Genomic DNA, 21918 nt, shown 5'->3' with positions numbered 1-21918 from the left:
GGGTACTAAAGTGGCTGTTGTAAAAGTATACGATCAGAACAAGCAGGAAGCCGGTGACATCACTCTGGCTCCTGAAGTGTTCGAAGTCGAGGTAAAGCCGGAAATCCTGAACCTCGTGGTACGCGCACAGCGTGCAGCCATGCGTGCAGGAACTCATGCTACCAAGACTCGCGCCGAAGTTAGCGGCGGTGGTGCCAAGCCCTGGCGCCAGAAGGGTACCGGTCGTGCTCGTTCCGGTTCTTCCCGTTCGCCCATCTGGCGTGGTGGTGCCATCATTTTTGGCCCCCAGCCCCGCGATTACGGCTTCAAGGTAAACAAGAAAGTTCGACGCCTCGCAATGCGCATGGCTCTTTCCTCCCGTCTGGCTGCAGAGTCTCTGATGGTTGTGAAGGGTATAGAGCTGCCCGAAGTGAAGACTAAGCTGATGGCAGAAGTTGTCAGCAAGCTTGGTCTTGGTAAGGCTCTCATCATCGCTAATGGCGCCGATGAAAAGCTCGCGCTTTCTGCTCGCAACCTGCCCGGCATCACCGTGCAGAATGTTGAACAGTTGAACGTGTATGATGTGCTCCGCCACAAGCAGCTTGTTCTGCTTGAAGGTGCCGTTGAACCCGTTCAGGAACGACTGAAGTAGAGGTTGATGATATGAACTACACTCAGATACTTATCAAGCCTCTGGTTTCCGAAAAGGCTTCTGATCTTAAGGATTACGCCGAGAAGGTGACTTTCTACGTCGCTCCCAGCGCTAACAAGATCGAAATAAAGAAGGCCGTCGAAGAAGCCTACAAAGTAAAGGTCGAGAGCGTTAACGTGATCCGTCGCAAGCCCATGGCTCGCGTACGTCAGGGACGCACTGTCGGCCAGATTCCCGGGTTCAAGAAGGTCTATGTGACCCTCGCTCCCGGCGAAAAAATCGAACTCTTCGAGGGAGTGTAAGCAATGGCAGTTCGCAAGCTTAAGCCTACTTCTCCGGGTCGTCGCTTCCAGACCGTCTCCGACTTTGAGGAAGTAACGCGCAGCACCCCTGAGAAGTCTTTGACCGTAGGTCTGACAAAGAAGGCCGGTCGTAACAGCTATGGCCGTGTCACCATGCGTCGCCGTGGCGGCGGGCATAAGCGCCTGTACCGTCTCATCGACTTCAAGCGTGACAAGTTCGATATCCCGGCAACTGTTGCCCACATCGAATATGACCCCAACCGTACCGCTCGCATTGCTCTGCTGAACTACGCAGATGGTGAAAAGCGCTACATTCTGGCACCTCTTGGCATCCAGCAGGGTGACAAGCTGATTGCCGGCGAAACCGCCGACATCAAGCCCGGTAACGCTCTGCCCATGGCAAAGATCCCGGTTGGTACCATCATCCATAACATTGAGCTTGCACCCGGCAAGGGCGGCCAGTTCTGCCGCGCAGCCGGTTCCTACGCACAGCTCATCGCCAAGGAAGGCAAATACGCTCTGCTGCGTATGCCCTCCGGTGAAGTTCGCAAGGTTCTCATGAGCTGCGTGGCCACTATCGGCCAGGTTGGTAACGTGAACCACGAGAACATCTCTCTGGGTAAAGCAGGTCGTAACCGCTGGCTCGGTCGTCGTCCCAAGGTTCGCGGTGTAGCCATGAACCCGGTTGACCACCCGCTTGGTGGTGGTGAAGGTCGTAGCTCCGGTGGTCGTCACCCCGTTACCCCCTGGGGTATTCCCACTAAGGGCTACAAGACCCGTGATCGCAAGAAGGCTTCTTCCAAGCTCATCGTTAAGCGTCGCGGTCAGAAGTAGGAGTAGAAAATGCCAAGGTCTCTTAAAAAAGGTCCTTTCGTCGACGACCATCTTTCCAAGAAGGTCGAGAAGGCTCAGGAATCCGGCGACCGCCGCGTCATCAAGACCTGGTCCCGTCGTTCCACCATCCTTCCTGAAATGGTAGGCCTTACCTTCGCGGTACATAATGGCAAGAAGTTCATTCCTGTTTTCGTTACTGAAAACATGGTAGGGCACAAAGTGGGCGAATTTGCTCCCACGCGTACCTACTACGGCCACGCCGCCGACAAGAAGAGCAAGGCCAAGCGCTAGGTAGGTGAGTACTATGCAAGCCCAAGCAACAGCAAAGTTTATCCGCGTGTCCCCGCGCAAGACCCGTCTCGTTGCACGCAACGTGAATGGTCTTCCCGTGGAAGACGCACTTAATATCCTGAAGCTTACCCCGCAGAAAGCTGCCGGAGTCATCTACAAGGTGCTCCATTCCGCAGTAGCCAACGCAGAGCAGATGCCCGGCGTTGACGTTGACGCGATGGTAGTCAAACAGGTTATCGTTAACGAAGGTCCTACCTGGAAGCGTTTTATGCCCCGTGCACAAGGTCGTGCTACGAGCATCAAGAAGCGCACCAGCCACATCACTGTAATTCTTGAAGAAAATTAGGATACAGTTATGGGTCAAAAAGTACATCCGTACGGATTCCGCCTCGGGTACAACAAGAATTGGAAGTCCCGCTGGTACAGCAAAAAGGAATACCCGGCCTTCGTTTACGAAGACGACAAAATTCGCAAGTATGTGAAGAAGGCTCTGTTCCATGCCGGTATTGCCAGCATTGAACTTGAGCGTGCCGGTGGTAAGGTTCGTCTGATTCTCTCCACTGCACGCCCCGGTATTGTTATCGGTCGCAAGGGTGTTGAAATCGAAAAGCTCCGCGCTGACCTTCGCAAGAAGTTCAACCGTGAGTTCTCCATCGAAGTCAACGAGATCCGTCGTCCTGAAATTGATGCCCAGTTGGTGGCAGAAAGCATTGCTCAGCAGCTTGAGCGCCGTGTTGCCTTCCGTCGCGCCATGAAGCGTACCGTTTCCATGGCTCGTAAGTTTGGCGCCGAAGGCATCAAGGTTGGCTGTGGCGGTCGTCTCGCCGGTGCAGAAATCGCACGTAGCGAATGGTACCGCGAAGGTCGCGTTCCGCTGCAGACTCTGCGCGCTGACATCGACTACGGCTTTGCCGAGGCTTCTACCACTTACGGCATCATCGGCGTCAAGGTCTGGATCTTCAAAGGTGAAATCCTTGACAGTGAGGTAATGCAGTAATGCTGATGCCCAAGAGATCTAAATTCCGTAAGCACCAGACTGGCCGTCTGAAGGGCAAAGCCCTCCGCGGCAACAGCGTTGCTTTCGGTGATGTAGGCTTGAAGGCGCTGGAACATGGCAAGCTTTCCAACCAGCAGATTGAAGCTGCACGTATTGCCATGATCCGTCACATCAAGCGTGGTGGCCAGGTTTGGATTCGCGTCTTCCCCGACCGTGTCAAAACCAGCAAGCCTCTTGAAGTTCGTCAGGGTAAGGGTAAAGGCGCTCCCTGCGGTTGGTTCGCCCCCGTAAAGCCCGGCCGTGTTCTGTACGAAATCAAGGGTGTTGATATTGAACTCGCAAAGGAAGCACTTTCCCGTGCTGCCTACAAGCTCCCCATCAAGACCGCTATCGTGGTAAAGGAGGGGATCTAACATATGAAGACTGCAGAACTGAGAAAGTTGAGCGCTGAAGAGCTGATGACCAAGCTCGAAGAATCCCGCAAGGAACTCTTCGACCTGCGTTTCAAGCATGCCACCGCACAGCTTCAGAAGACCTCCGGCCTGCCGGAAACCAAGCGCAGCATTGCGCGTATACTGACTATCCTGAAGGAAAAGGGAGCGTAGTATGTCCGAAGCTATCGTAAAGCAAAACGGCAGAACGCTCGTTGGCACTGTAGTAAGCGACAAGAACGACAAGACCATCGTCGTTCGTGTTGAAACTCTGGTCAAGCATCCTCTGCTGAAGAAGTACATTCGTCGCAGAAAGAAGTTCACCGCACATGATCCGCAGAACGAGTGCGGCATGGGCGACAAGGTGAAGATCGTCGAGTTTCGTCCGCTCAGCCGCAACAAGCGCTGGCATCTGGTATCCATTTTGGAAAAAGCCGTTTAGGGGTTAACGATGATCCAGGTAGAATCTACTCTTGAAGTAGCCGACAATTCCGGTGCCAAGAAGGTTGCCTGCATCAAGGTACTCGGTGGTTCTCACCGCCGCTATGCCTCCGTGGGCGATATCATCGTTGTCTCCGTGAAAGAGGCTATACCTCATGCAAAGGTAAAGAAAGGTGACGTGATGAAGGCTGTTATCGTGCGTACGAAGAAAGAAATTCGTCGCGCCGATGGCTCCTACATCAAGTTCGACACCAACGCTGCTGTGGTGCTGTCCAAGCAGGGTGAACCTGTCGGCACCCGTATCTTCGGACCCGTAGCCCGTGAACTTCGTGGCAAGGGATTCATGAAGATTGTATCCCTCGCACCTGAGGTTCTGTAGGAGATTGCCATGAAACAGTATCGTGTTCACAAAGACGACAAAGTAATGGTTGTCTCCGGTAAGGATAAGGGCAAGATCGGCAAGATTCTCAAGATTCTTCGCAAGAAGGATCGGGTGCTTGTCGAGCAGGTTAACGTGGTTAAGCGCCATACCAAGGCCAACCCGTACCAGCAGCAGCCCGGCGGCATTGTCGAAAAGGAAATGCCTATTCACGTTTCTAACGTGATGGTCATGTGTGACGCATGCGCCAGCCCCACGAAGGTCGGCTACCGTTACACCGAAGACGGCAAAAAAGTCCGCTTCTGCAAAAAGTGCAACGAAATTATTGGGTAGGGTGAAAGACGATGAACCGTCTGCAAAAGATCTATATGGAAACTGTGGTGCCGGCCCTGCAGAAGGAGTTTCAGTACAAGAGCTCCATGCAGGTTCCCGGGCTGGAAAAGATCTCCCTGAACATCGGCCTTGGCGAAGCGAGCAACAACAACAAGCTTCTCGAAGAAGCCGTTAAGGAGCTCACCGTCATTGCCGGGCAGAAGGCAGTTATCACCCGCGCAAAGAAGTCCATCGCTGCGTTCAAGCTGCGTGAAGGCATGCCCATCGGCTGCCGTGTAACGCTCCGCAAGGACATGATGTGGGACTTCTATGATAAGCTGGTAAACTTCGCGCTGCCCCGAGTCCGCGACTTCCGCGGGATTCCGGATCGTGGCTTTGATGGCCGGGGTAACTTTACCCTGGGTATCAAGGAGCACACTATCTTCCCCGAACTCGAAGTGGACCGTGTGGACAATCCGAAGGGTATGAACATCACTATCGTGACCACCGCGACCACTGACAAAGAAGGCAAGTTCCTGCTGGACCAGCTGGGCATGCCCTTCAAGAAGTAAGGAGAAACAGCCGTGTCTCGTACGTCGCTTGAAGTTAAAGCAAAGCGCAAGCCCAAATTTAGTGCTCGCGCATACAACCGTTGTCCCATTTGTGGGCGTCCCCGCGCATACATGCGTAAGTTCGGCATCTGCCGTATCTGCTTCCGCAACATGTCCCTGCGTGGTGAACTGCCCGGTGTTCGCAAGTCGAGCTGGTAAAGTCACAAGGAGAATTACATGCTGACTGATCCTATTGCTGATATGCTCACGCGTATCCGCAACGCACACTTGGCCCTGCATCAGGAAGTGAGTGTGCCGCGCTCGAAGATGAAGGAAGCCATTGCCCTCATCCTCAAGGCAGAAGGTTACGTGAACGATTACTCGGTAGGCGACCGTGAGATCAAGATTGCCCTCAAGTACCATCAGGGCAAGCCGGTTATCGCCGGTCTGAAGAAGATCTCCAAGCCCGGCCGTCGTGTTTACGTCGGTGCTCAGGAAATTCCCAAGGTTCAGAACGGCCTCGGAATCTGCATCCTGTCCACCTCCCGTGGTTTGCTCGAAGGTGGCGCTGCTCAAGACGCCAACACCGGCGGCGAACTTCTTTGTGAAATCTGGTAGCAGGTGCAGTCATGTCTCGAATCGGAAAACAGCCTATCCCGATCCCTTCCGGTGTTGAAGTCAAGATCGGTGCGGACGTTGTTGAGGTAAAGGGCCCCAAGGGCAGCCTTTCTACTCCTGTCGAAGCGTGCCTGAACTACGAAATGGCCGACGGCCACGTAGTGCTCACCCGCAAGAATGAGACCCGTCAGGCCAGTGCTCAGCACGGCCTGCGTCGTACTCTTCTTGCCAACTGCATCGAAGGCGTATCCAAGGGTTATTCCAAGACCCTGGAAGTCATCGGCGTTGGCTTCAAGGTCGCAGTGAAGGGCAGCTCCATTGAACTTGCCGTTGGTTTTTCCCACCCCGTCGTTGTCGATCTCCCCACGGGACTCGAAGCGAAGGCTGAAGGGAACAAGCTTACCGTATCCGGCGCAGACAAGCAGCTCGTAGGCGAGTTTGCAGCGTCCATCCGCCGTATCCGTAAGCCTGAACCGTATAAGGGCAAGGGCATTAAGTACGAAAATGAGCAGATCCGCCGCAAGGCCGGTAAGTCTGCAGGTAAATAGGCAGGTATAGACAAATGAAGTCCAAGAACGAAAAAAGGCTGCACCGTAAGGTTCGCATCCGCAAAAAGATCTCCGGTACTTCGGAGCGTCCCCGTCTGGTCGTCTTCAGGTCTAACCTGCATATCTACGCCCAGCTGGTGGATGATCAGATTGGTGCGACCGTTGCGTCCGCTTCCACTCTGACCCTTGGCAAGAATGGTGAAACCTTGAAGGCCAATAAGATCGGCGCCGGTAAAGTCGGTTCCGAGATTGCCCGCCTTGCCAAGGAAAAGAACATCGAGCGTGTGGTGTTCGACCGTAACGGCTACATCTATCACGGCAGCATCAAGGCCATTGCCGACGCCGCCCGTGAAGCTGGCCTGGAATTCTAACAGGTAAGTAGGTATTGGCATGGAACAGAACGAACTCGGCTTAATTGAGAAGATTGTCTCTCTCAACCGCGTAGCAAAGGTTGTGAAAGGCGGCCGTCGTTTCAGCTTCAGCGCCCTTGTAGTCGTTGGGGATGGTAAGGGTTCCGTCGGTTTCGGTCTGGGTAAGGCCCAGGAAGTACCGGAAGCCCTCCGCAAGGCCACCGAGCGCGCGAAGAAGGACATGGTTGAAATTGCCCTGGTTGACGGCACTCTGCCGTACGAAGTGCTCGGCGAATTCGGCGCAGGCCGTGTTATGCTGAAGCCCGCATCCAAGGGTACCGGCATCATCGCCGGCGGTGCCGTCCGCGCCGTCATGGAAGCTGTTGGTGTGCACGACGTCCTTGCAAAGGCCATTGGCACCAACAACCCCCACAACGTGCTGCGTGCTGCAGTCGCTGGTCTCACTTCCCTGCGCAGCGCTGAGTATGTGAGCGAACTTCGCGGCAAGAAGCTCGAAGCTCCCAGGAAGTAAGGATTACGACCATGATCAAGGTAAAGCTTGTACGCAGTCGGATCTCGACCACGCCGAAACAGCGCCAGGCTCTGGACGCTCTCGGTCTGAAGACGATCCGCCAGGAAAAGCAGTTTGAGGACAATGCCGCAGTGCGCGGCAATATTGCCAAAGTATCCCATCTGGTGGAGGTCACGGAGTAATGCAGCTTCACGAACTCTATCCCTTTGCTGAAGAACGTAAGGCCCGCAAGCGCGTTGGCCGCGGTTCCGGCTCCGGTTTGGGCAAGACTTCCGGCAAGGGTCACAAAGGCCAGAACGCTCGTGCCGGTGGCGGAAAAGGCCCCGGTTTCGAAGGCGGCCAGATGCCCCTGCAGCGTCGCCTTCCCAAGCGTGGCTTCTCCAACTACCGTTTCAAGAACGATTACGATGTAATCAATCTTGACCGTCTGGCAGAAGTGTTCGCTGACAAGGGCGAAGTGTCTCTTGAAGACATCTACGCAAGCGGTCTCGCTACCAACGGTGCTGCCGTTAAGGTTCTCGGTCGTGGAGAAATCTCTGTGGCCCTGAAGGTTGAAGCGCACAAGTTCAGTGCTTCCGCCGTTGAGAAAATCCAAAACGCCGGCGGCGAAGCCAAGGCGCTTGAAGGGTAGGTAAAACGTGGCGCTCAGTGGTGTTGAGAATCTGGCGAGAATGCCAGAACTGAAGAAGAAGTTGATGTGGACGTTCCTGTTGCTCGCCTTTTACCGCGTCGGGATTCATGTCCCGGTGCCGGGCGTAGACACTGCCGCTCTCGTTGAATTCTTCGCCAGCGTCCAAAACACCCTGTTCGGTATGTTTGACATGTTTTCCGGGGGCGGACTTCGAAACCTTTCGATTTTCGCCCTCGGTATCATGCCCTATATCTCCGCTTCCATTATCATTCAGTTGCTTCAGGTGGTATCACCTGATCTGAAGCGTATTGCGAAGGAAGAAGGGGCAGCCGGGCGTAAGAAGCTTACGCAGTGGACCCGTTACCTGACGGTGCTTATCACTGTCCTGCAGGGTTTCGGCATCGCGGTTGGTCTTGAAAGCATGACCAGCCCCACAGGTGCACCGGTTGTACTTACTGCCGGGTGGGGATTCCGTCTCATCACTATCCTCACGCTTACTGCCGGAACCGTACTGATCATGTGGATCGGTGAGCAGATTACCGCGAAGGGGGTGGGCAATGGTATTTCCCTCATCATCTTCTCGGGTATCGTTGCCGGACTTCCCGGTGCGGTTCTCAAGTCCGTCAATCTCATCAGTGCCGGTGAACTCTCCATTTTCATGGGGTTGGTCATTCTGGCTCTGATGCCGATAGTGCTCGGCGCCATAGTCTTCATGGAGCGTGGTCAACGACGAATACCGATTCATTATGCCAAACGGCAAATGGGTCGTAAAATGTTCGGTGGACAAACCACTCATCTGCCGCTGCGAATCAACACCGCTGGTGTTATTCCCCCCATCTTCGCCTCGAGCTTGCTGATGTTCCCTGCGACCATCGGTTCCTTTGCTCCCGGCAATGAGATGTTGCAGCAGGTTACCTCGTGGTTTGCTCCTACGACCATTCTCTATAACGTCCTGTTTGTGGCGCTGGTTCTGTTCTTCTGTTTCTTCTACACGGCTATCATCTTTGATCCCAAGGATATCGCCGAGAACCTGAAGAACTCCGGTGGCTTCATCCCGGGCATCCGCCCTGGCGGGAAGACTCGTGAATACATAGATAAGGTGCTCAGCCGCATCACGCTGTGGGGTGCCTTCTATATTGCCGCGGTATGTGTGCTTCCGATGATGCTCATTTCATGGGCGAACGTTCCGTTCTACTTCGGTGGCACCAGCCTGCTCATCGTGGTCGGTGTGGCCATGGACTTCATGTCCCAGGTTGAATCCCACATGATTTCCCGCCAGTATGAAGGACTCATGAACAAGTCCAGAATCAAGGGAAGGCAGTAGGTTGAAAAAGTTTCGCGGTGTTTTTCTGAAGAATGACAAAGAGATTGGCCTCCTGCGGGAGGCCAATCGAATTGTGGCAACGATTCTTGATGTCCTTGGCCAGCATGTGCAACCAGGCGTCAAGACTATGTATTTCGAAGACCTTACGCAGAATCTGTGCAAACAGTTCGGCGTGCGTCCCGCGTTTCAGGGATACTGCGGGTTCCCCTTTGCACTGTGCTGTTCGGTGAACGAAGAGATCGTGCACGGTTTTCCCTCCCAGCGCGTGTTGCAGGAAGGCGACATTGTCAGCTTTGACATGGGCGTTATTTACCACGGGTTCTACGGCGACTCTGCCAGAACCTATCCGGTGGGTACCGTCTCTGAAGAGGCTGACAGGTTGATGACTGTGACTCGCGAATCTCTGATGCTCGGGATTGAGCAGGCAATTAACGGAAATACGCTCTACGACATTTCCCGTGCTGTGCAGACGCACGTTGAATCCAATGGATTCGGCGTTGTCCGCCGGTTTGTGGGACACGGTATCGGTACCAGGCTGCATGAGCGGCCCGAGATTCCGAACTTTGTTCCTCCGGGACTTCCGGGCGTTCCCCTCAAGTTCGGCATGGTACTGGCGATAGAACCCATGGTTACTGTCGGTTCGTACGATGTGGATATTCTGGAGGACAACTGGACGGCCGTGACGAAGGACCGCAAACTGTCTGCCCACTTCGAACATAGTGTTGCCATCACAGCAAACGGACCTGAGATTCTCAGCTTGTCCGAATAAATAACGTCAGTATAGTGAAAATTGTATTGACGCTTTACGGAACGGGATGTTACTGACCTCCGTTCCGGCGGCCGGAGTGCTGCCGTGAGTTGTTTGTTGTGTCAGAACGATCCCAGACTTATGGAGTCTATCATGAAAGTCAGGCCTTCTGTCAAAAAGATGTGCCCAAAGTGCAAGGTAATTCGGCGCAAGGGCACCCTTAGAGTCATTTGCGAAAACCCCCGGCACAAGCAGCGCCAGGGCTAAGCGAAGCAGGAGTAGATTGTGGCTCGAATTGCTGGTGTTGACCTCCCCAGAGGCAAGCGGGTGGATATCGCCCTGACCTACATCTTCGGTATTGGTCGTTATACTGCGCTCCAGATCCTCGACACCACCGGTGTTGACTGGACCCGCAGTGCAGACGACCTCACCGCAGAAGAGGTCAACGAAATCCGTAAGGAAATCGAAACCAACTACAAGGTTGAAGGCGATCTCCGCCGCGAAGTGTCCTCTAACATCAAGCGTCTGATGGATATCGGGTGTTACCGTGGTCTTCGTCATCGTCGTGGGCTGCCAGTAAATGGCCAGCGCACCAAGACCAACTCCCGTACCCGCAAGGGACCCCGTCGCGCTGTTGTCGGCAAGAAGAAGAAGTAAGTTCCTACACGGATCTTAGGATCAGGCGTGGAATCTCTCCCGAGCCACAGGGATCTATGAAAATTTCCCCACGGCCCGGCGTTCACGGCTTAGTCATACTGAGCTCGTACGAGGTTCCAACCCCGTCCATCAATCATTCAGTTGAGAGAGTATAGTTATGGCTAGACCCAAACGCACGGGCAAGAAGAAAGAAAAGAAGAACATTCCCGTAGGGATCGCCCATATCCAGGCTACCTTCAACAACACCATTATCACCTTTACGGACACTAGGGGTAATGCTGTGAGCTGGTCCTCTGCTGGCCAGAGCGGCTTCAAGGGCTCTCGTAAGTCCACCCCGTTCGCCGCTCAGGTTGCTGCCGAATCTGCTGCCAAGAAGGCACAGGAAAACGGCATGCGTACCGTCGGCATTTACGTCAAAGGACCTGGCTCCGGTCGTGAAGCTGCAATGCGCGCTGTAAATGCCGCTGGCTTCAAGGTCGCGTTTATTCGTGACGTAACCCCCATCCCCCACAACGGTTGCCGCCCGCCTAAGCGTCGCCGCGTCTAGTAGGAGGATAGTGTCTTGGCTAAGTATAATGGTTCCAAGTGCCGAATTTGCCGGCGTGAAGGTTCTAAATTGTTCCTGAAGGGTGATCGCTGCTACACCGATAAGTGCGCTTTTGACCGCCGCCCCTATGCCCCGGGCGCTGCGGGACGTGCACGTAAAAAGGTGAGCGACTACGCACTGCAGCTTCGTGAGAAGCAGAAAGTTCGTCGTATGTACGGCGTTCTGGAAAAGCAGTTCCGCGGTTATTTTGAAAAGGCTGACATGCAGAAGGGCGTAACTGGTTTTAACCTGCTTGCGCTGCTCGAACGTCGTCTTGATAACGTTATCTACCGCCTTGGCTTTGCCAACTCCCGTCAGCAGGCCCGCCAGATGGTTCGCCACGGTGTGTTCTCCATGAACGACCACAAGGCTAACATCCCCTCCATGCAGGTGAAGGTTGGCGACGTGATCGTTGTTAATGAGAAGCACCGCAAGAATCCGGTTCTGGCAGAAGCACAGGACGTGATCGCACGTCGTGGCTGCCCGACCTGGCTGGAAGTGGACGGTCCCAACTTCAAGGGTACCGTTAAGGCTCTGCCTCAGCGCGAAGACATTCAGTTCCCCATCAACGAACAGCTGATTGTCGAGCTTTACTCCAAATAAGCGGGTATAAAGCATGCTCATCAAACAAGGCGACAGGACGATCAATACGCGAAACTGGTCTGAACTGGTTAAACCTGAAACCATCACCCGTTCCGGTGATGCCGATACCCAGTACGGCAAGTTCGTTTGCGAACCGCTGGAACGCGGATACGGCAACACCATCGGTAATGCTCTTCGTCGTGTACTGCTCGCATCGCTTCAGGGCGCAGCTATTGTCGCTGTGAAGATCTCCGGTGTACAGCACGAGTTCACCACCATTGAGGGTGTTCTGGAAGACGTGACCGATGTGATTCTGAACTTGAAGCAGATCAGATTCGGCATGGATACGGAAGAGCCTCAGAAGATTGCGTTCACCGTGAATCAGAAGGGCCCCGTTACTGCTGCTGCCATTCCCGGCAACCAGCACGTGATGGTGCTCAACCCTGATCTGCACCTCTTTACCCTCACCGAGGACAAGGAACTTACCTTCGAACTCGAAGTGAGAATGGGTAAGGGATATGTGCCGGCTGACATGCACGAAGGACTCGGTGACGAGATCGGGCTTATCGCTCTCGATGCCAGCTTCGCGCCTGTACGCAAGGTTGCCTACGCCGTTGAGCAGGCTCGCGTTGGTCAGATGACGAACTATGACAAGCTCATCCTTCAGGTGTGGACCGACGGTTCTATTTCCCCTGAAGATGCCATCGCGTACAGCGCGAAGATCATTAAGGATCAGATCTCTGTGTTCATCAACTTCGATGAACGCATCTCTGAAGAAGAGTCCAGCTCTTCTTCTGCAGACAGCGGTGTGAATGAAAATCTCTTCAAGGGTATTGATGAGCTTGAACTTTCAGTTCGTGCTACCAACTGCCTGAAGAGCGCAAACATCACTCTTGTTGGCGAGCTGGTTCAGCGATCTGAATCTGAAATGCTGAAGACCAAGAACTTTGGTCGCAAGTCCCTTGACGAAATTCGTCGAGTGCTCTGCGAAATGGATCTGGACTTTGGGATGCAGGTCGATGGCTTTGAGAAGAAATACCAGGATTGGTTGAAGAGGAAGCAGCAAAATGAGGCATAGCAATTCCGGAAAGAAGTTGAGCAGGACTCCCGCTCATCGTAAGGCCATGTTCCGCAACATGGCTAAGTCCCTGCTGACTCATTATAAGCTTCGTACCACTGAAGTTAAGGCCAAAAACCTTCGCAGCGTTGTAGAGCCCCTGATCACTCTGGCCCTCCGCAACGACCTGCATGCACGCCGTCAGGCATATAGCGTTCTTGGCTCTCACCAGCTGGTGAAGAAGCTCTTTGATGAAATCGGCCCTCTCTATGTCGGTGTTCCCGGCGGCTATACCCGCGTTCTGAAGCTCGGCGCCAATCGTCGCGGCGACAACGCACCCATGGCCGTAATAGAGTTGACCCGTAAGCCCGGCGAAACTGCCGAGGTAGCTCAGGCTGAACCCAAGGTTGCCAAGGAAGAAGCCGTGAAGCAGGCCGTGGCCGCAGCTGAAGCTGCTGCCAAGGCTGAATAGTTAGCTGGTTGAATGATCCGGCTCCGGCCGGTGAATAAACCGCATACTATGTACATGAAGGCCGCTGTGTAATCACAGCGGCCTTTTTGTTTTTTTATAAGAACAACGCGTACCCCTCTTGTGCTATCAGAAATTCCGATGTAGTGCATAGTCATGATCGATTTCAGAAAGCTAGAAGCATTTTGCAAAGTGTATGAGTTGAAGAGTTTTTCCCAGGCCGGAAAAGAACTCTTCCTTTCACAGCCAACCATTAGTGCGCACGTGCTTTCTCTGGAGAAGGAACTTGAGGTTCAGCTCCTTGACCGCATGGGGCGTATGGTTCTGCCCACAGCGGCGGGAGAGGTGCTGTATCAATATGCGCGTCAGGCATTCGCCAGCATCGAGGCTGCCAAAGCCGAAATAACGCAGCTGCAGGATGAGATAACCGGCCATTTTGTGGTCGGCGGAAGTACCATCCCAGCTCACTACCTCATTCCTCCCATCATTTCCGGGTTTATGAAGCGTCATCCCGGCGTGACCATGGAGCTCAGAGTTGGGGACTCCTCGCGAATCATCGAGATGGTTTCCGAAGGTGAAATCACGCTTGGCATTGTCGGTGCGCAGGATTCACATCCCGAACTGGCATACACTCCTGTCATTGACGATGAGCTTGTATTCATCGCTCCCACAGACATGTTCCCCGATGGTACCTCTCTGAGCAGCAGAGATCTTGGCCGGTACCCCTGGATCATGCGGGAAAGCGGTTCCGGAACCCGCAAGAGCTTCACCCGCGTGCTTGCTGACAAGGGTGTGGATGTGCGGCGTTTCACCGCAGGGCTGACGGTTGATTCCACGCAGGCCGTGCTGCAGTGCGTCAAGGCGGGCCTTGGTGTGAGCATGACTTCGCGTCTTGCCGTCACTGATATGGTCGACCGGGGCGAACTGAGGATAATTCCGTTGACAGATGTGGTGGTGCGCAGGCAGTTCTATTGCGTGCATCACGCCAAACGCCACTTCTTCCCGGCGGTATCCGGTTTTATCCTGTACCTTAAGGAAAAGACCAAGCTATTTCGGAACGCATAGGAATGACTGTTTCCAGACCTACGACCAGGCCCACCTTGGTGGACAAGGTCAAAGCCGCAGGCTGAGCTGCCAAAATAGCTCCGGGGGACCTGGAGCAGATTTTAGCATCGTTGCCCAAAGATGATCCGGCAGGGCAGGGCAGGGTGATAACCGGCACTTCAAATAACGAAGACGCCGCCATTCTGCACTTTCCCGCCGGAAAGGCTTTGGTGCAGACTCTCGATTTTTTCACGCCGATTGTTAACGATCCCTATAAATTCGGGCAGATAGCTGCCGCGAATTCGCTTTCGGACGTCTATGCCATGGGCGGTGAGCCGTGGTGCGCCATGAATATCGTATGTTTTCCTGTGAAGAGCATGCCGCTCGACATGCTGCGGGATATCATTCATGGCGGGTATGACAAGATTCGCGAATCCGGTGCTGTTCTTGCCGGCGGTCACAGTGTGGAAGACCCCGAGATCAAGTACGGGCTTTCTGTCACCGGCGTGATTGATCCGGACGGATACACTTCCAACGCGGCACTTGTTCCCGGCGACAAGCTGGTGCTGACCAAACCCATCGGCACGGGCGTTATCGCGACCGCCATCAAAGGTGACTGGGAAGGCAAGGATGCGCTGGAGGAACTGCTCTTCACATGGGCCGCTAAGCTGAACGACCGCAGCGGCAGGATAGTGCGCGAACTGCGCATCAAAGCAGTGACGGACGTCACCGGTTTTGGTCTTGGTGGCCATCTGCTCGAAATGGCGCGGGCCTCAAAATGTGGTGTGGTTCTGTATTCTTCTGCCATTCCCTTCCTGCCGGAAGCCGTGGAGCTGGCCTCCATGGGTATGATTCCGGCCGGCAGCTTTGCCAACAGACGGCATTTTGCTCCCAGCGTCACCGTGGACGATGCCGTTGATCCGCTGCACCGCGACCTTGTCTTCGATGCGCAGACGTCTGGCGGGCTGTTGATGTCCGTGCCGGATGCCATGCTGCGCGAGGTGCTGACCCGCCTTGAGGATGCAGGAGAAATGGCGGCAGTGGTGGGCGAAGTGGTTGGCGCTCATAGCTGCGGGCACCTTGATCTTCTGCCGTAGGTCCGAATACGCAATTGCCTGTCTCCATTCTGCGAATTAGTGCACGGCAAGGCTTGAACTCTGCGGCGACTAATGGTACATCTTCGCGCCTTCTACGCGTTGACAGCGTCCTTTATGGCGCTTAGTTTCGTGCATCGTTTTTCCGGCTGCACGAACGTGCAAGCAGTACATACCTGCGAGAATGGCGGAATTGGTAGACGCACTAGACTTAGGATCTAGCGGCCTAGCCGTGGGAGTTCGAGTCTCCCTTCTCGCACCAGATATTGACCGGCAGGGCGAAGCGGCATGCTTCGCCCCTCTGTCGGTATTCCGCATATTTTTGATATTTTGCCAGCAGGCAAGGAGGAGCAAAAAGCCATGGAATATACCGTTGAAGACCTTTCCCCGGTTAAGAAGAAGGTTTCCGTCACCGTTCCGGTTGACGAAGTGAACGCATCCCTTTCCGCAACCATTGCCATGTACCGCACCAGCGTGGACCTGAAGGGTTTCCGCAAGGGCAAAGTGCCGTCCAGCGTGATTGAAGGGCGTTTCAAGAAGGAAGTATATTCCGAGGCTACTCAGGACCTCGTGAATGTTCACATCAATGAAATCATTGGTGAACTGAACGCAAGCCCTGTTTCCCGTATCGATTTCGACGGCGGCGAGCTGGTTCGCGACGAAGAGTTCAAGTACTCCCTGTCCTTTGAAGTGCTGCCCGAATTCGAGCTGCCCAACTACGAAGGCATGGACGTGGAAATGGAAAAGGTTGTGGTCAAGGACGACGAAGTTGACGAAGTGCTCAACCGTATCCGTGGCAACATGGCCGAAATCGTTCCCCTTGCTGAGAATCGTCCTGCAAAGGACGGCGAAATTGCCGTTCTCGACTTCGCCGCCTATGAAAACGGCGAGGCCATCGAAGGCATCGCAGCCGAGAACTTCCAGATGTCCCTCGGCGACAAGCAGGCTCTCGAAGATTTTGAAAATCTCGTGAAGACCGTTGCTCCCGGCGAAAGCAAGGAAGGCGACGTGACCTTCCCCGCCGATTTTATCAATCCCGAATTTGCCGGCAAGACCGTTACCATGAAGGTGACCGTGCATTCCATTCAGGAACGCAAGCTGCCTGAACTGGATGACGAAATGGCCCGCAAGGCCGGTGGTTTCGAATCCGTCGAAAAGATGCGCGAAGCCGTTGTGCAGTCCTACAAACAGAGCCGTGGTCAGCTGTGCCGTTCCCAGGCTCAGACCACCATGCTGGAAGGTCTGCTGAAGACCGTCGACTTCCCCCTGCCCGAATCCATGGTCGAAATGTACCTGGAGAACCTGCTGCAGGACCAGAAGATCAAGGTTGAACGTCAGGGCAAGTCTATCGAATCTCTCGGCAAGACTCCCGACGAACTGCGTGCCGACATGCGCCCCGAAGCTGAGCGTATTGCAAAGACCCAGATCTTCCTCGTGACCGCCGCCCGCAAGGAAGGCGTGGAAGTAAGCGAGCAGGAAGTGGATATGCAGCTCCAGCAGATGGCCATGAAGAGCGGTCAGGACTTCCGTGCCGTGAAGGATTACTACGCACAGAACAACCTGCTCTTCGGTCTGCGTGACCGCATGCTGGCCGACAAGGCCATGGAAGCCATCTTCGAGAAGGCTAACATTACCGAAGTTGAGCCCAAAGAACTCAAGACCGAAGCCTAAGGGTCAAAAAACGGCTGAAAATGCCTTTTATGCAGGGGAAGCGGCTTCGCTTCCCCTGTTTTTTTCTTTATACCCTAAATAATCACGTTTTCATGCCGTATGTATCTTGAGGAGTGCTTGCATAATCTGCTACTTTGCAACATGTTGTAGAACGCAGGCGCCGAAAAACGTTGCGGCGCGACACGAACCGGCTTGAAAGCCGCTTCAGGTCTATTCTGCCTTCATCTTCTTCTCAACGTATCGCATCCCTATCAGGAGTCTGAAATGGCAGTGCCAATTGTCATTGAATCTACAGGCCGCTCCGAGCGCGCCTATGATATCTATTCCCGTCTGCTTAAGGACCGTATCATTCTGCTGGGCACCCCCATCGACGATTATGTGGCTTCGCTCATATGCGCGCAGCTTCTTTTCCTTGAGTCGGAGAATCCCGAGAAGGAAATCTACCTCTACATCAATTCTCCCGGTGGTGCCGTTACTGCGGGCATGGCCATTTATGACACCATGCAGTACATTTCTTCCCCTGTTGCCACGTTGTGCATGGGGCAGGCCGCCAGCATGGGCGCACTGCTGCTTGCCGCCGGTGAAAAGGGTATGCGCTACGCGCTTCCCAACAGCCGCATCATGATCCATCAGCCTCTTGGCGGATATCAGGGTCAGGCTACGGATATCGAGATTCATGCCCGCGAAATCCTGCGTATGAAGGATTCGCTCAATGGCATTCTTGCAAAACATACAGGTCAGCCCATCGAAAAGATTGCCGAGAACACCGAACGTGATTATTTCATGGGACCAGAGAACGCCAAGGAATTTGGCCTTATCGACCGCATCCTCACTTCACGCCGTGAAGTGATGGAAGAGTAATACTTACGGGATACCGAAGCATGGACAAGACGAACAAAGACAAGCTGCAGGAGTTGCGTTGCTCCTTCTGCGGCAAGGGACAGGAACAGGTTCAACGCCTGATTGCCGGTCCCGAAGTGTATATTTGTGATGAGTGCGTTGCCCTGTGCAACGAAATCATCGCTCAGGAATCTGTTCAGGAGACTGTGGACGAAGGTCGTCTGCTTTCTCCCGAAGAGATCAAGGCCAAGCTGGACGAGTATGTCATCGGCCAGCATCAGGCCAAGAAAATTCTTTCCGTGGCTGTGCACAATCACTACAAGCGCGTTTTCTACGCCGAAGCTCTCGGCGACGAGATCGAGCTTGAAAAGAGCAACATTCTGCTGGCCGGTCCTTCCGGCAGTGGCAAGACTCTGCTCGCCAAGACCCTTGCCCGTGTGCTGAAGGTGCCGTTTGCCATTGCGGACGCCACCACGCTGACCGAGGCAGGGTATGTGGGCGAGGATGTCGAGAACATTCTCGTGCAGCTGCTGCAGAACGCCGATTACGATATCGAGGCGGCTTCCAAGGGCATCATCTACATCGACGAAATCGACAAGATTTCCCGTAAGGGCGATGGTCCTTCCATCACCCGCGATGTGTCCGGCGAAGGCGTGCAGCAGGCGCTGCTGAAGATTATCGAAGGCACCGAGGCGAATATTCCTCCCAAGGGCGGCCGCAAGCATCCCCAGCAGGAATTCATCCGTCTTGATACGTCGAACATTCTGTTCATTCTCGGTGGTGCCTTCATCGGTCTGGACAAGATCATCGAGCAGCGTGTGCATGGTGGAGCCATGGGCTTTGGTGCCAAGGTGGTAGCCCCCAACAGCATGAGCTACGGCGATCTCCTCAAGCAGGTGCACCCCAACGATCTGGTGAAGTTCGGCCTTATTCCCGAATTCATCGGCCGTATTCCGGTTGTGACGCATGTTGAGGAGCTGGAAGAAGACGATCTCATCCGCATTCTCACCGAGCCCAAGAACGCTCTGGTCAAGCAGTACCAGAAGCTGTTCGAGCTGGACAAGGTGTCCCTGCGGTTCACCACCAATGCGCTGCGCAGCATCGCAACGGAGGCCATCTCACGCAAGACCGGTGCGCGTGGTCTGCGTAACGTGATGGAAAGCTCCATGCTGGACATCATGTTCCGTCTTCCCTCCCTGCAGGGAGTGAAGGAGTGCGTGGTGAACAGGGCAGTCATCGAGCAACGCAAGGAACCGATGCTGATCTACCACAATGAGGCGAAAACCGGCTCCTAGCCTTTTTGCGGGCCGCTTTGCCACGGCAATCCGGTCCGGTGCGGTTATGCCTGTTTTTTCGGGCAATCTGTTGCCGCGAACATGTTGAATTATTGACATTGGAGGATGGGGCATTAAGTATTGTTCTTATGCCCCTCTTTCGTTTCAGCGGTGCGGTGGCAGTTCTATGAGGAGGATTTATGACCGAATTCGGCACTTACGGTGAAGACCGTACCGAGACGACTACGCTCCCTTTGATGTCTCTGCGGGAAGTGGTAATGTTCCCGCGTTCCATAGTTCCCCTGTTTGTTGGACGAGAGGCGTCCATCAAGGCCATTGAAAGTGCCATTGCCGACCACGGCAAGGAAATTTTGCTGGTGGCCCAGCGTGAGCCGGAAATGGAAAAGCCGGGACAGGGCGACCTGTTCGAGGTGGGAACCGTTTCCAAGGTTCTGCAGCTGCTTCGCCTGCCCGACGGCACCATCAAGGTGCTTTTCGAGGGTATGTACCGTGCCTACTGGGCACCCGAAAGCCCCCAGTCCTTTGATGACGATCAGGATTTTCCCAAGGCCGTTATAGCCCGCATTGAAGACAACGACTATGCGGGTGCAGAAGCAGAAGCACTCATGCGCGCCTGCCATGAGGCTCTGGACGAGTATTCCAAGATCAACAAGAAGCTCGCTCAGGAAACCCTGCTGGCCATCACCTCCATTACCTATCCCGGCAAGCTGGCAGACGCCATCATGCCGCACCTCAAGGTTGATTACCGCAAGAAGCAGGAAGTGCTCGAACTGCAGGATGCCATTGTGCGTCTTGAAAAGGTGTACGAACTGCTGCAGGGCGAGATTGCCATCACCTCCATGGAGAAGCGCATCAAGAACCGCGTGAAGAACCAGATGGAGCGCAATCAGAAAGAGTATTACCTGAACGAGCAGATCAAGGCCATCAACAAGGAAATGGGCCGCGACGATGATCCTCAGGAAGAACTCAACGAGCTGGAGCAGACGCTCAAGGCCAAGGACATGCCCGACGAGGCGCGTGACAAGGCCCTGCGCGAACTCAAGAAGCTGCGTGCCATGCCTTCTTCTTCTGCGGAATACACCGTTATCCGGAATTATGTGGACTGGATCATCGAGCTGCCCTGGAACAAGCTCGGTGAAACCACCATTGATATCGATAAGGCACGCACCATTCTGGATGCCGACCACTTCGGGCTGGAAAAGCCCAAGGAACGTATCCTCGAATACCTTGCCGTGCAGAAGCTGGCCACCAAGCTCAAGGGCCCCATTCTCTGCCTTGTAGGCCCGCCCGGCGTGGGCAAAACCTCCCTCGCCAAGTCCATTGCCCGCGCAACGAACCGTGAGTTTGTGCGCCTGTCTCTGGGCGGTGTGCGCGACGAGGCTGAAATCCGTGGTCATCGCCGTACCTATGTGGGCGCGCTGCCCGGCAAGATCATCCAGTCGCTGAAGAGGGTGGAGTTCAACAACCCGCTCTTCTGCCTCGACGAGATCGACAAGATGAGCACGGACTTCCGCGGTGACCCCTCGGCAGCCCTGCTGGAAGTGTTGGACCCCGAACAGAACAACTCCTTCAACGATCATTACCTTGATCTGGATTATGATCTGTCTCAGGTGTTCTTCATTACCACGGCAAACAGCCTGCACTCCATTCCGCTGCCGCTGCAGGACCGTATGGAAATCATCCGCCTGCCCGGTTATCTGGAAACGGAAAAGCGCCGCATCGGGCGCGAGTTCCTGCTGCCCAAGCAGGTAGGCCAGCACGGTATCAAGGATACCAACGTGCAGCTGTCGGACAACGCTCTGGTGGACATTATCCGGCATTACACCCGTGAGGCCGGAGTGCGTAACCTTGAGCGCGAGATTGCTTCCATCTGCCGTAAGGTAGCCATGAAGATGGTGGAATCGGACGATCTGGAAAAGCTCGTCACTGTTTCCCGCCAGAATCTCGGCAACTTCCTCGGCGTGAAGAAGTTCCGCTACGGCGAGCGCGAAACGCTGCCGCAGGTGGGCGTAACCACCGGTCTTGCATGGACGGAACTGGGCGGCGAACTGCTGCTTGTGGAAACCGCCATCATGCCCGGAGGCGGCAAGGTTTCCATCACCGGCAAGCTCGGTGATGTGATGACGGAATCCGCCAAAGCTGCACTTTCCTACGTGCGTTCGCGCTCCGGCATGTTCGGTCTGAAGCCCGATTTCCATAAGGAGATCGACATCCACGTGCACGTGCCGGAAGGCGCAACGCCCAAGGATGGCCCTTCAGCCGGTATCACGCTGTGCACCTCCATGGTGTCCGCACTGCTGAGCATTCCCGTGCGCAACGATGTGGCCATGACCGGTGAAATCACCCTGCGCGGCCGAGTGCTGCCCATCGGTGGTCTGCGTGAAAAGCTGCTTGCAGCGCATCGCGGCCTTATCACCACGGTGATCATCCCCAAGGATAACGAGAAGGATCTGAAGGAAGTTCCTGCCGATATTCTGAAGGGACTGAAGATCATTCCCGTGGAGCATGTGGACGAAGTGCTGCCCGTGGCCCTTATGGCAGAACATGACAAGATCTACAGCAACGGCGAAGACTGCACAGTGCTGACCCGTTCGCTCCGTATGGACAGCCTCCCCGAAGGGGAAGCGCACACCACGCCCCAATAGGGTTGGGTGTTCCCATGAATGTAAAGAGGCGGCCTTTGGGCCGCCTCTTTTTTGTTTT

General features: G+C 54.7%; 32 protein-coding genes, 1 tRNA gene and 1 pseudogene. All 34 read left to right on the top strand.

Annotation, left to right across the window (positions count from 1 at the left end):
* Window positions 1-10: 10 nt before the first annotated feature.
* The 34 genes and pseudogenes from rplD (at window position 11) to lon (ending at window position 21860) form a co-directional block, all read left to right on the top strand.
* Window positions 11-631: a 50S ribosomal protein L4 gene (gene rplD / locus HUV30_RS13485; protein ID WP_174405944.1), complete on the top strand. Its 621-nt coding sequence runs from the start codon at window positions 11-13 to the stop codon at window positions 629-631.
* 11 nt (window positions 632-642) lie between these two features.
* Window positions 643-933, top strand: a complete 291-nt coding sequence (gene rplW / locus HUV30_RS13480; protein ID WP_174405943.1) for a 50S ribosomal protein L23 — start codon at window positions 643-645, stop codon at window positions 931-933.
* A gap of 3 nt (window positions 934-936) precedes the next feature.
* Complete coding sequence (gene rplB / locus HUV30_RS13475) at window positions 937-1767, top strand: 50S ribosomal protein L2 (RefSeq protein ID WP_174405942.1); 831 nt, start codon at window positions 937-939, stop codon at window positions 1765-1767.
* Between the two features lie 9 nt (window positions 1768-1776).
* Window positions 1777-2058, top strand: coding sequence for a 30S ribosomal protein S19 (gene rpsS / locus HUV30_RS13470; RefSeq protein ID WP_174405941.1), 282 nt, complete (start codon window positions 1777-1779; stop codon window positions 2056-2058).
* 13 nt (window positions 2059-2071) lie between these two features.
* On the top strand, window positions 2072-2404 hold the full coding sequence (gene rplV / locus HUV30_RS13465; protein WP_174405940.1) for a 50S ribosomal protein L22: 333 nt from the start codon (window positions 2072-2074) through the stop codon (window positions 2402-2404).
* A 9-nt stretch (window positions 2405-2413) separates the two neighbouring features.
* On the top strand, window positions 2414-3055 hold the full coding sequence (gene rpsC / locus HUV30_RS13460; protein ID WP_174405939.1) for a 30S ribosomal protein S3: 642 nt from the start codon (window positions 2414-2416) through the stop codon (window positions 3053-3055).
* Window positions 3055-3468 carry a 50S ribosomal protein L16 gene (rplP, locus tag HUV30_RS13455; protein ID WP_174405938.1) on the top strand — a complete coding sequence of 138 codons (414 nt, stop codon included), beginning with the start codon at window positions 3055-3057 and terminating at the stop codon, window positions 3466-3468. The genes rpsC and rplP overlap by 1 nt, the downstream gene beginning before the upstream one ends.
* 3 nt (window positions 3469-3471) lie before the next feature.
* Complete coding sequence (rpmC, locus tag HUV30_RS13450; RefSeq protein ID WP_174405937.1) at window positions 3472-3660, top strand: 50S ribosomal protein L29; 189 nt, start codon at window positions 3472-3474, stop codon at window positions 3658-3660.
* Between the two features lies 1 nt (window position 3661).
* Window positions 3662-3928 (top strand): 30S ribosomal protein S17, encoded by a 267-nt coding sequence (gene rpsQ / locus HUV30_RS13445; RefSeq protein ID WP_174405936.1) that lies wholly within the window; start codon window positions 3662-3664, stop codon window positions 3926-3928.
* A gap of 9 nt (window positions 3929-3937) precedes the next feature.
* On the top strand, window positions 3938-4306 hold the full coding sequence (gene rplN, locus HUV30_RS13440; RefSeq protein WP_174405935.1) for a 50S ribosomal protein L14: 369 nt from the start codon (window positions 3938-3940) through the stop codon (window positions 4304-4306).
* Between the two features lie 9 nt (window positions 4307-4315).
* Window positions 4316-4639 carry a 50S ribosomal protein L24 gene (gene rplX / locus HUV30_RS13435; RefSeq protein ID WP_174405934.1) on the top strand — a complete coding sequence of 108 codons (324 nt, stop codon included), beginning with the start codon at window positions 4316-4318 and terminating at the stop codon, window positions 4637-4639.
* Between the two features lie 11 nt (window positions 4640-4650).
* Window positions 4651-5190, top strand: a complete 540-nt coding sequence (gene rplE, locus HUV30_RS13430; RefSeq protein WP_174405933.1) for a 50S ribosomal protein L5 — start codon at window positions 4651-4653, stop codon at window positions 5188-5190.
* 12 nt (window positions 5191-5202) lie between these two features.
* The gene (locus tag HUV30_RS13425) at window positions 5203-5388 is read left to right on the top strand and encodes a type Z 30S ribosomal protein S14 (protein ID WP_174405932.1); all 186 of its coding nucleotides are present in this window, start codon (window positions 5203-5205) and stop codon (window positions 5386-5388) included.
* A gap of 18 nt (window positions 5389-5406) precedes the next feature.
* Complete coding sequence (gene rpsH, locus HUV30_RS13420) at window positions 5407-5787, top strand: 30S ribosomal protein S8 (RefSeq protein ID WP_174405931.1); 381 nt, start codon at window positions 5407-5409, stop codon at window positions 5785-5787.
* An 11-nt stretch (window positions 5788-5798) separates the two neighbouring features.
* Window positions 5799-6335 (top strand): 50S ribosomal protein L6, encoded by a 537-nt coding sequence (gene rplF, locus HUV30_RS13415; RefSeq protein ID WP_174405930.1) that lies wholly within the window; start codon window positions 5799-5801, stop codon window positions 6333-6335.
* Between the two features lie 14 nt (window positions 6336-6349).
* Window positions 6350-6706, top strand: a complete 357-nt coding sequence (rplR, locus tag HUV30_RS13410) for a 50S ribosomal protein L18 (protein ID WP_174405929.1) — start codon at window positions 6350-6352, stop codon at window positions 6704-6706.
* A 19-nt stretch (window positions 6707-6725) separates the two neighbouring features.
* Window positions 6726-7217: a 30S ribosomal protein S5 gene (gene rpsE / locus HUV30_RS13405; protein WP_174405928.1), complete on the top strand. Its 492-nt coding sequence runs from the start codon at window positions 6726-6728 to the stop codon at window positions 7215-7217.
* 11 nt (window positions 7218-7228) lie between these two features.
* Entirely contained in the window at window positions 7229-7399 is a 171-nt protein-coding gene (gene rpmD, locus HUV30_RS13400; RefSeq protein ID WP_174405927.1) for a 50S ribosomal protein L30, read from the top strand.
* On the top strand, window positions 7399-7848 hold the full coding sequence (rplO, locus tag HUV30_RS13395; protein ID WP_174405926.1) for a 50S ribosomal protein L15: 450 nt from the start codon (window positions 7399-7401) through the stop codon (window positions 7846-7848). Before rpmD ends, rplO begins: the two co-directional genes overlap by 1 nt.
* Window positions 7849-7855: 7 nt before the next feature.
* A complete protein-coding gene (gene secY / locus HUV30_RS13390) occupies window positions 7856-9172 on the top strand; it encodes a preprotein translocase subunit SecY (protein WP_174405925.1) in 1317 nt (438 codons plus the stop codon).
* A 1-nt stretch (window position 9173) separates the two neighbouring features.
* Entirely contained in the window at window positions 9174-9941 is a 768-nt protein-coding gene (gene map / locus HUV30_RS13385) for a type I methionyl aminopeptidase (protein ID WP_174405924.1), read from the top strand.
* A gap of 132 nt (window positions 9942-10073) precedes the next feature.
* Window positions 10074-10187, top strand: coding sequence for a 50S ribosomal protein L36 (gene rpmJ / locus HUV30_RS13380; RefSeq protein ID WP_174405923.1), 114 nt, complete (start codon window positions 10074-10076; stop codon window positions 10185-10187).
* Window positions 10188-10205: 18 nt separating this feature from the next.
* Entirely contained in the window at window positions 10206-10577 is a 372-nt protein-coding gene (gene rpsM, locus HUV30_RS13375) for a 30S ribosomal protein S13 (protein WP_174405922.1), read from the top strand.
* 157 nt (window positions 10578-10734) lie between these two features.
* Window positions 10735-11124, top strand: a complete 390-nt coding sequence (gene rpsK / locus HUV30_RS13370; protein WP_174405921.1) for a 30S ribosomal protein S11 — start codon at window positions 10735-10737, stop codon at window positions 11122-11124.
* Between the two features lie 15 nt (window positions 11125-11139).
* Window positions 11140-11766, top strand: coding sequence for a 30S ribosomal protein S4 (gene rpsD, locus HUV30_RS13365; RefSeq protein WP_174405920.1), 627 nt, complete (start codon window positions 11140-11142; stop codon window positions 11764-11766).
* 13 nt (window positions 11767-11779) lie between these two features.
* Window positions 11780-12823 (top strand): DNA-directed RNA polymerase subunit alpha, encoded by a 1044-nt coding sequence (locus tag HUV30_RS13360; RefSeq protein WP_174405919.1) that lies wholly within the window; start codon window positions 11780-11782, stop codon window positions 12821-12823.
* Entirely contained in the window at window positions 12813-13274 is a 462-nt protein-coding gene (rplQ, locus tag HUV30_RS13355; RefSeq protein ID WP_174405918.1) for a 50S ribosomal protein L17, read from the top strand. Before HUV30_RS13360 ends, rplQ begins: the two co-directional genes overlap by 11 nt.
* A 153-nt stretch (window positions 13275-13427) precedes the next feature.
* The gene (locus tag HUV30_RS13350) at window positions 13428-14336 is read left to right on the top strand and encodes a selenium metabolism-associated LysR family transcriptional regulator (RefSeq protein ID WP_174405917.1); all 909 of its coding nucleotides are present in this window, start codon (window positions 13428-13430) and stop codon (window positions 14334-14336) included.
* 2 nt (window positions 14337-14338) lie between these two features.
* Window positions 14339-15412 (top strand): selenide, water dikinase SelD, encoded by a 1074-nt coding sequence (selD, locus tag HUV30_RS13345; protein WP_174405916.1) that lies wholly within the window; start codon window positions 14339-14341, stop codon window positions 15410-15412.
* 175 nt (window positions 15413-15587) lie between these two features.
* Window positions 15588-15671 (top strand) — tRNA-Leu (locus HUV30_RS13340).
* Window positions 15672-15769: 98 nt separating this feature from the next.
* Window positions 15770-17080, top strand: a complete 1311-nt coding sequence (gene tig / locus HUV30_RS13335) for a trigger factor (RefSeq protein WP_174405915.1) — start codon at window positions 15770-15772, stop codon at window positions 17078-17080.
* Window positions 17081-17341: 261 nt separating this feature from the next.
* Window positions 17342-17941, top strand: a pseudogene (gene clpP / locus HUV30_RS13330) (ATP-dependent Clp endopeptidase proteolytic subunit ClpP); the annotation flags it as partial.
* Window positions 17942-17961: 20 nt separating this feature from the next.
* Window positions 17962-19215: an ATP-dependent Clp protease ATP-binding subunit ClpX gene (clpX, locus tag HUV30_RS13325; RefSeq protein WP_174405913.1), complete on the top strand. Its 1254-nt coding sequence runs from the start codon at window positions 17962-17964 to the stop codon at window positions 19213-19215.
* Window positions 19216-19394: 179 nt separating this feature from the next.
* Window positions 19395-21860 (top strand): endopeptidase La, encoded by a 2466-nt coding sequence (lon, locus tag HUV30_RS13320; RefSeq protein WP_174405912.1) that lies wholly within the window; start codon window positions 19395-19397, stop codon window positions 21858-21860.
* The last annotated feature ends 58 nt before the right edge of the window (window positions 21861-21918 follow it).

The sequence above is a fragment of the Desulfovibrio subterraneus genome (assembly GCF_013340285.1).
Lineage (GTDB): Bacteria > Desulfobacterota > Desulfovibrionia > Desulfovibrionales > Desulfovibrionaceae > Halodesulfovibrio > Halodesulfovibrio subterraneus.
Note: the sequence above shows the minus strand (reverse complement) of the source record. Positions and strands in the feature narration are given on the sequence as shown.

Bases quoted from the DNA above. Each gene is read 5' to 3' on its own strand.
- rplP (WP_174405938.1), top strand. From the start codon at position 3,055: ATGCTGATGCCCAAGAGATCTAAATTCCGTAAGCACCAGACTGGCCGT.
- rplX (WP_174405934.1), top strand. From the start codon at position 4,316: ATGAAACAGTATCGTGTTCACAAAGACGACAAAGTAATGGTTGTCTCC.
- rpsK (WP_174405921.1), top strand. From the start codon at position 10,735: ATGGCTAGACCCAAACGCACGGGCAAGAAGAAAGAAAAGAAGAACATT.
- rplO (WP_174405926.1), top strand. From the start codon at position 7,399: ATGCAGCTTCACGAACTCTATCCCTTTGCTGAAGAACGTAAGGCCCGC.
- rpmC (WP_174405937.1), top strand. From the start codon at position 3,472: ATGAAGACTGCAGAACTGAGAAAGTTGAGCGCTGAAGAGCTGATGACC.
- rpsH (WP_174405931.1), top strand. From the start codon at position 5,407: ATGCTGACTGATCCTATTGCTGATATGCTCACGCGTATCCGCAACGCA.
- rplF (WP_174405930.1), top strand. From the start codon at position 5,799: ATGTCTCGAATCGGAAAACAGCCTATCCCGATCCCTTCCGGTGTTGAA.
- rplN (WP_174405935.1), top strand. From the start codon at position 3,938: ATGATCCAGGTAGAATCTACTCTTGAAGTAGCCGACAATTCCGGTGCC.
- rpsE (WP_174405928.1), top strand. From the start codon at position 6,726: ATGGAACAGAACGAACTCGGCTTAATTGAGAAGATTGTCTCTCTCAAC.
- rpmD (WP_174405927.1), top strand. From the start codon at position 7,229: ATGATCAAGGTAAAGCTTGTACGCAGTCGGATCTCGACCACGCCGAAA.
- rplE (WP_174405933.1), top strand. From the start codon at position 4,651: ATGAACCGTCTGCAAAAGATCTATATGGAAACTGTGGTGCCGGCCCTG.
- rplR (WP_174405929.1), top strand. From the start codon at position 6,350: ATGAAGTCCAAGAACGAAAAAAGGCTGCACCGTAAGGTTCGCATCCGC.
- rplW (WP_174405943.1), top strand. From the start codon at position 643: ATGAACTACACTCAGATACTTATCAAGCCTCTGGTTTCCGAAAAGGCT.
- rpsS (WP_174405941.1), top strand. From the start codon at position 1,777: ATGCCAAGGTCTCTTAAAAAAGGTCCTTTCGTCGACGACCATCTTTCC.
- rpsQ (WP_174405936.1), top strand. From the start codon at position 3,662: ATGTCCGAAGCTATCGTAAAGCAAAACGGCAGAACGCTCGTTGGCACT.
- lon (WP_174405912.1), top strand. From the start codon at position 19,395: ATGACCGAATTCGGCACTTACGGTGAAGACCGTACCGAGACGACTACG.
- rplQ (WP_174405918.1), top strand. From the start codon at position 12,813: ATGAGGCATAGCAATTCCGGAAAGAAGTTGAGCAGGACTCCCGCTCAT.
- rplB (WP_174405942.1), top strand. From the start codon at position 937: ATGGCAGTTCGCAAGCTTAAGCCTACTTCTCCGGGTCGTCGCTTCCAG.
- tig (WP_174405915.1), top strand. From the start codon at position 15,770: ATGGAATATACCGTTGAAGACCTTTCCCCGGTTAAGAAGAAGGTTTCC.
- rplV (WP_174405940.1), top strand. From the start codon at position 2,072: ATGCAAGCCCAAGCAACAGCAAAGTTTATCCGCGTGTCCCCGCGCAAG.
- HUV30_RS13350 (WP_174405917.1), top strand. From the start codon at position 13,428: ATGATCGATTTCAGAAAGCTAGAAGCATTTTGCAAAGTGTATGAGTTG.
- clpX (WP_174405913.1), top strand. From the start codon at position 17,962: ATGGACAAGACGAACAAAGACAAGCTGCAGGAGTTGCGTTGCTCCTTC.
- HUV30_RS13360 (WP_174405919.1), top strand. From the start codon at position 11,780: ATGCTCATCAAACAAGGCGACAGGACGATCAATACGCGAAACTGGTCT.
- rpmJ (WP_174405923.1), top strand. From the start codon at position 10,074: ATGAAAGTCAGGCCTTCTGTCAAAAAGATGTGCCCAAAGTGCAAGGTA.
- rpsC (WP_174405939.1), top strand. From the start codon at position 2,414: ATGGGTCAAAAAGTACATCCGTACGGATTCCGCCTCGGGTACAACAAG.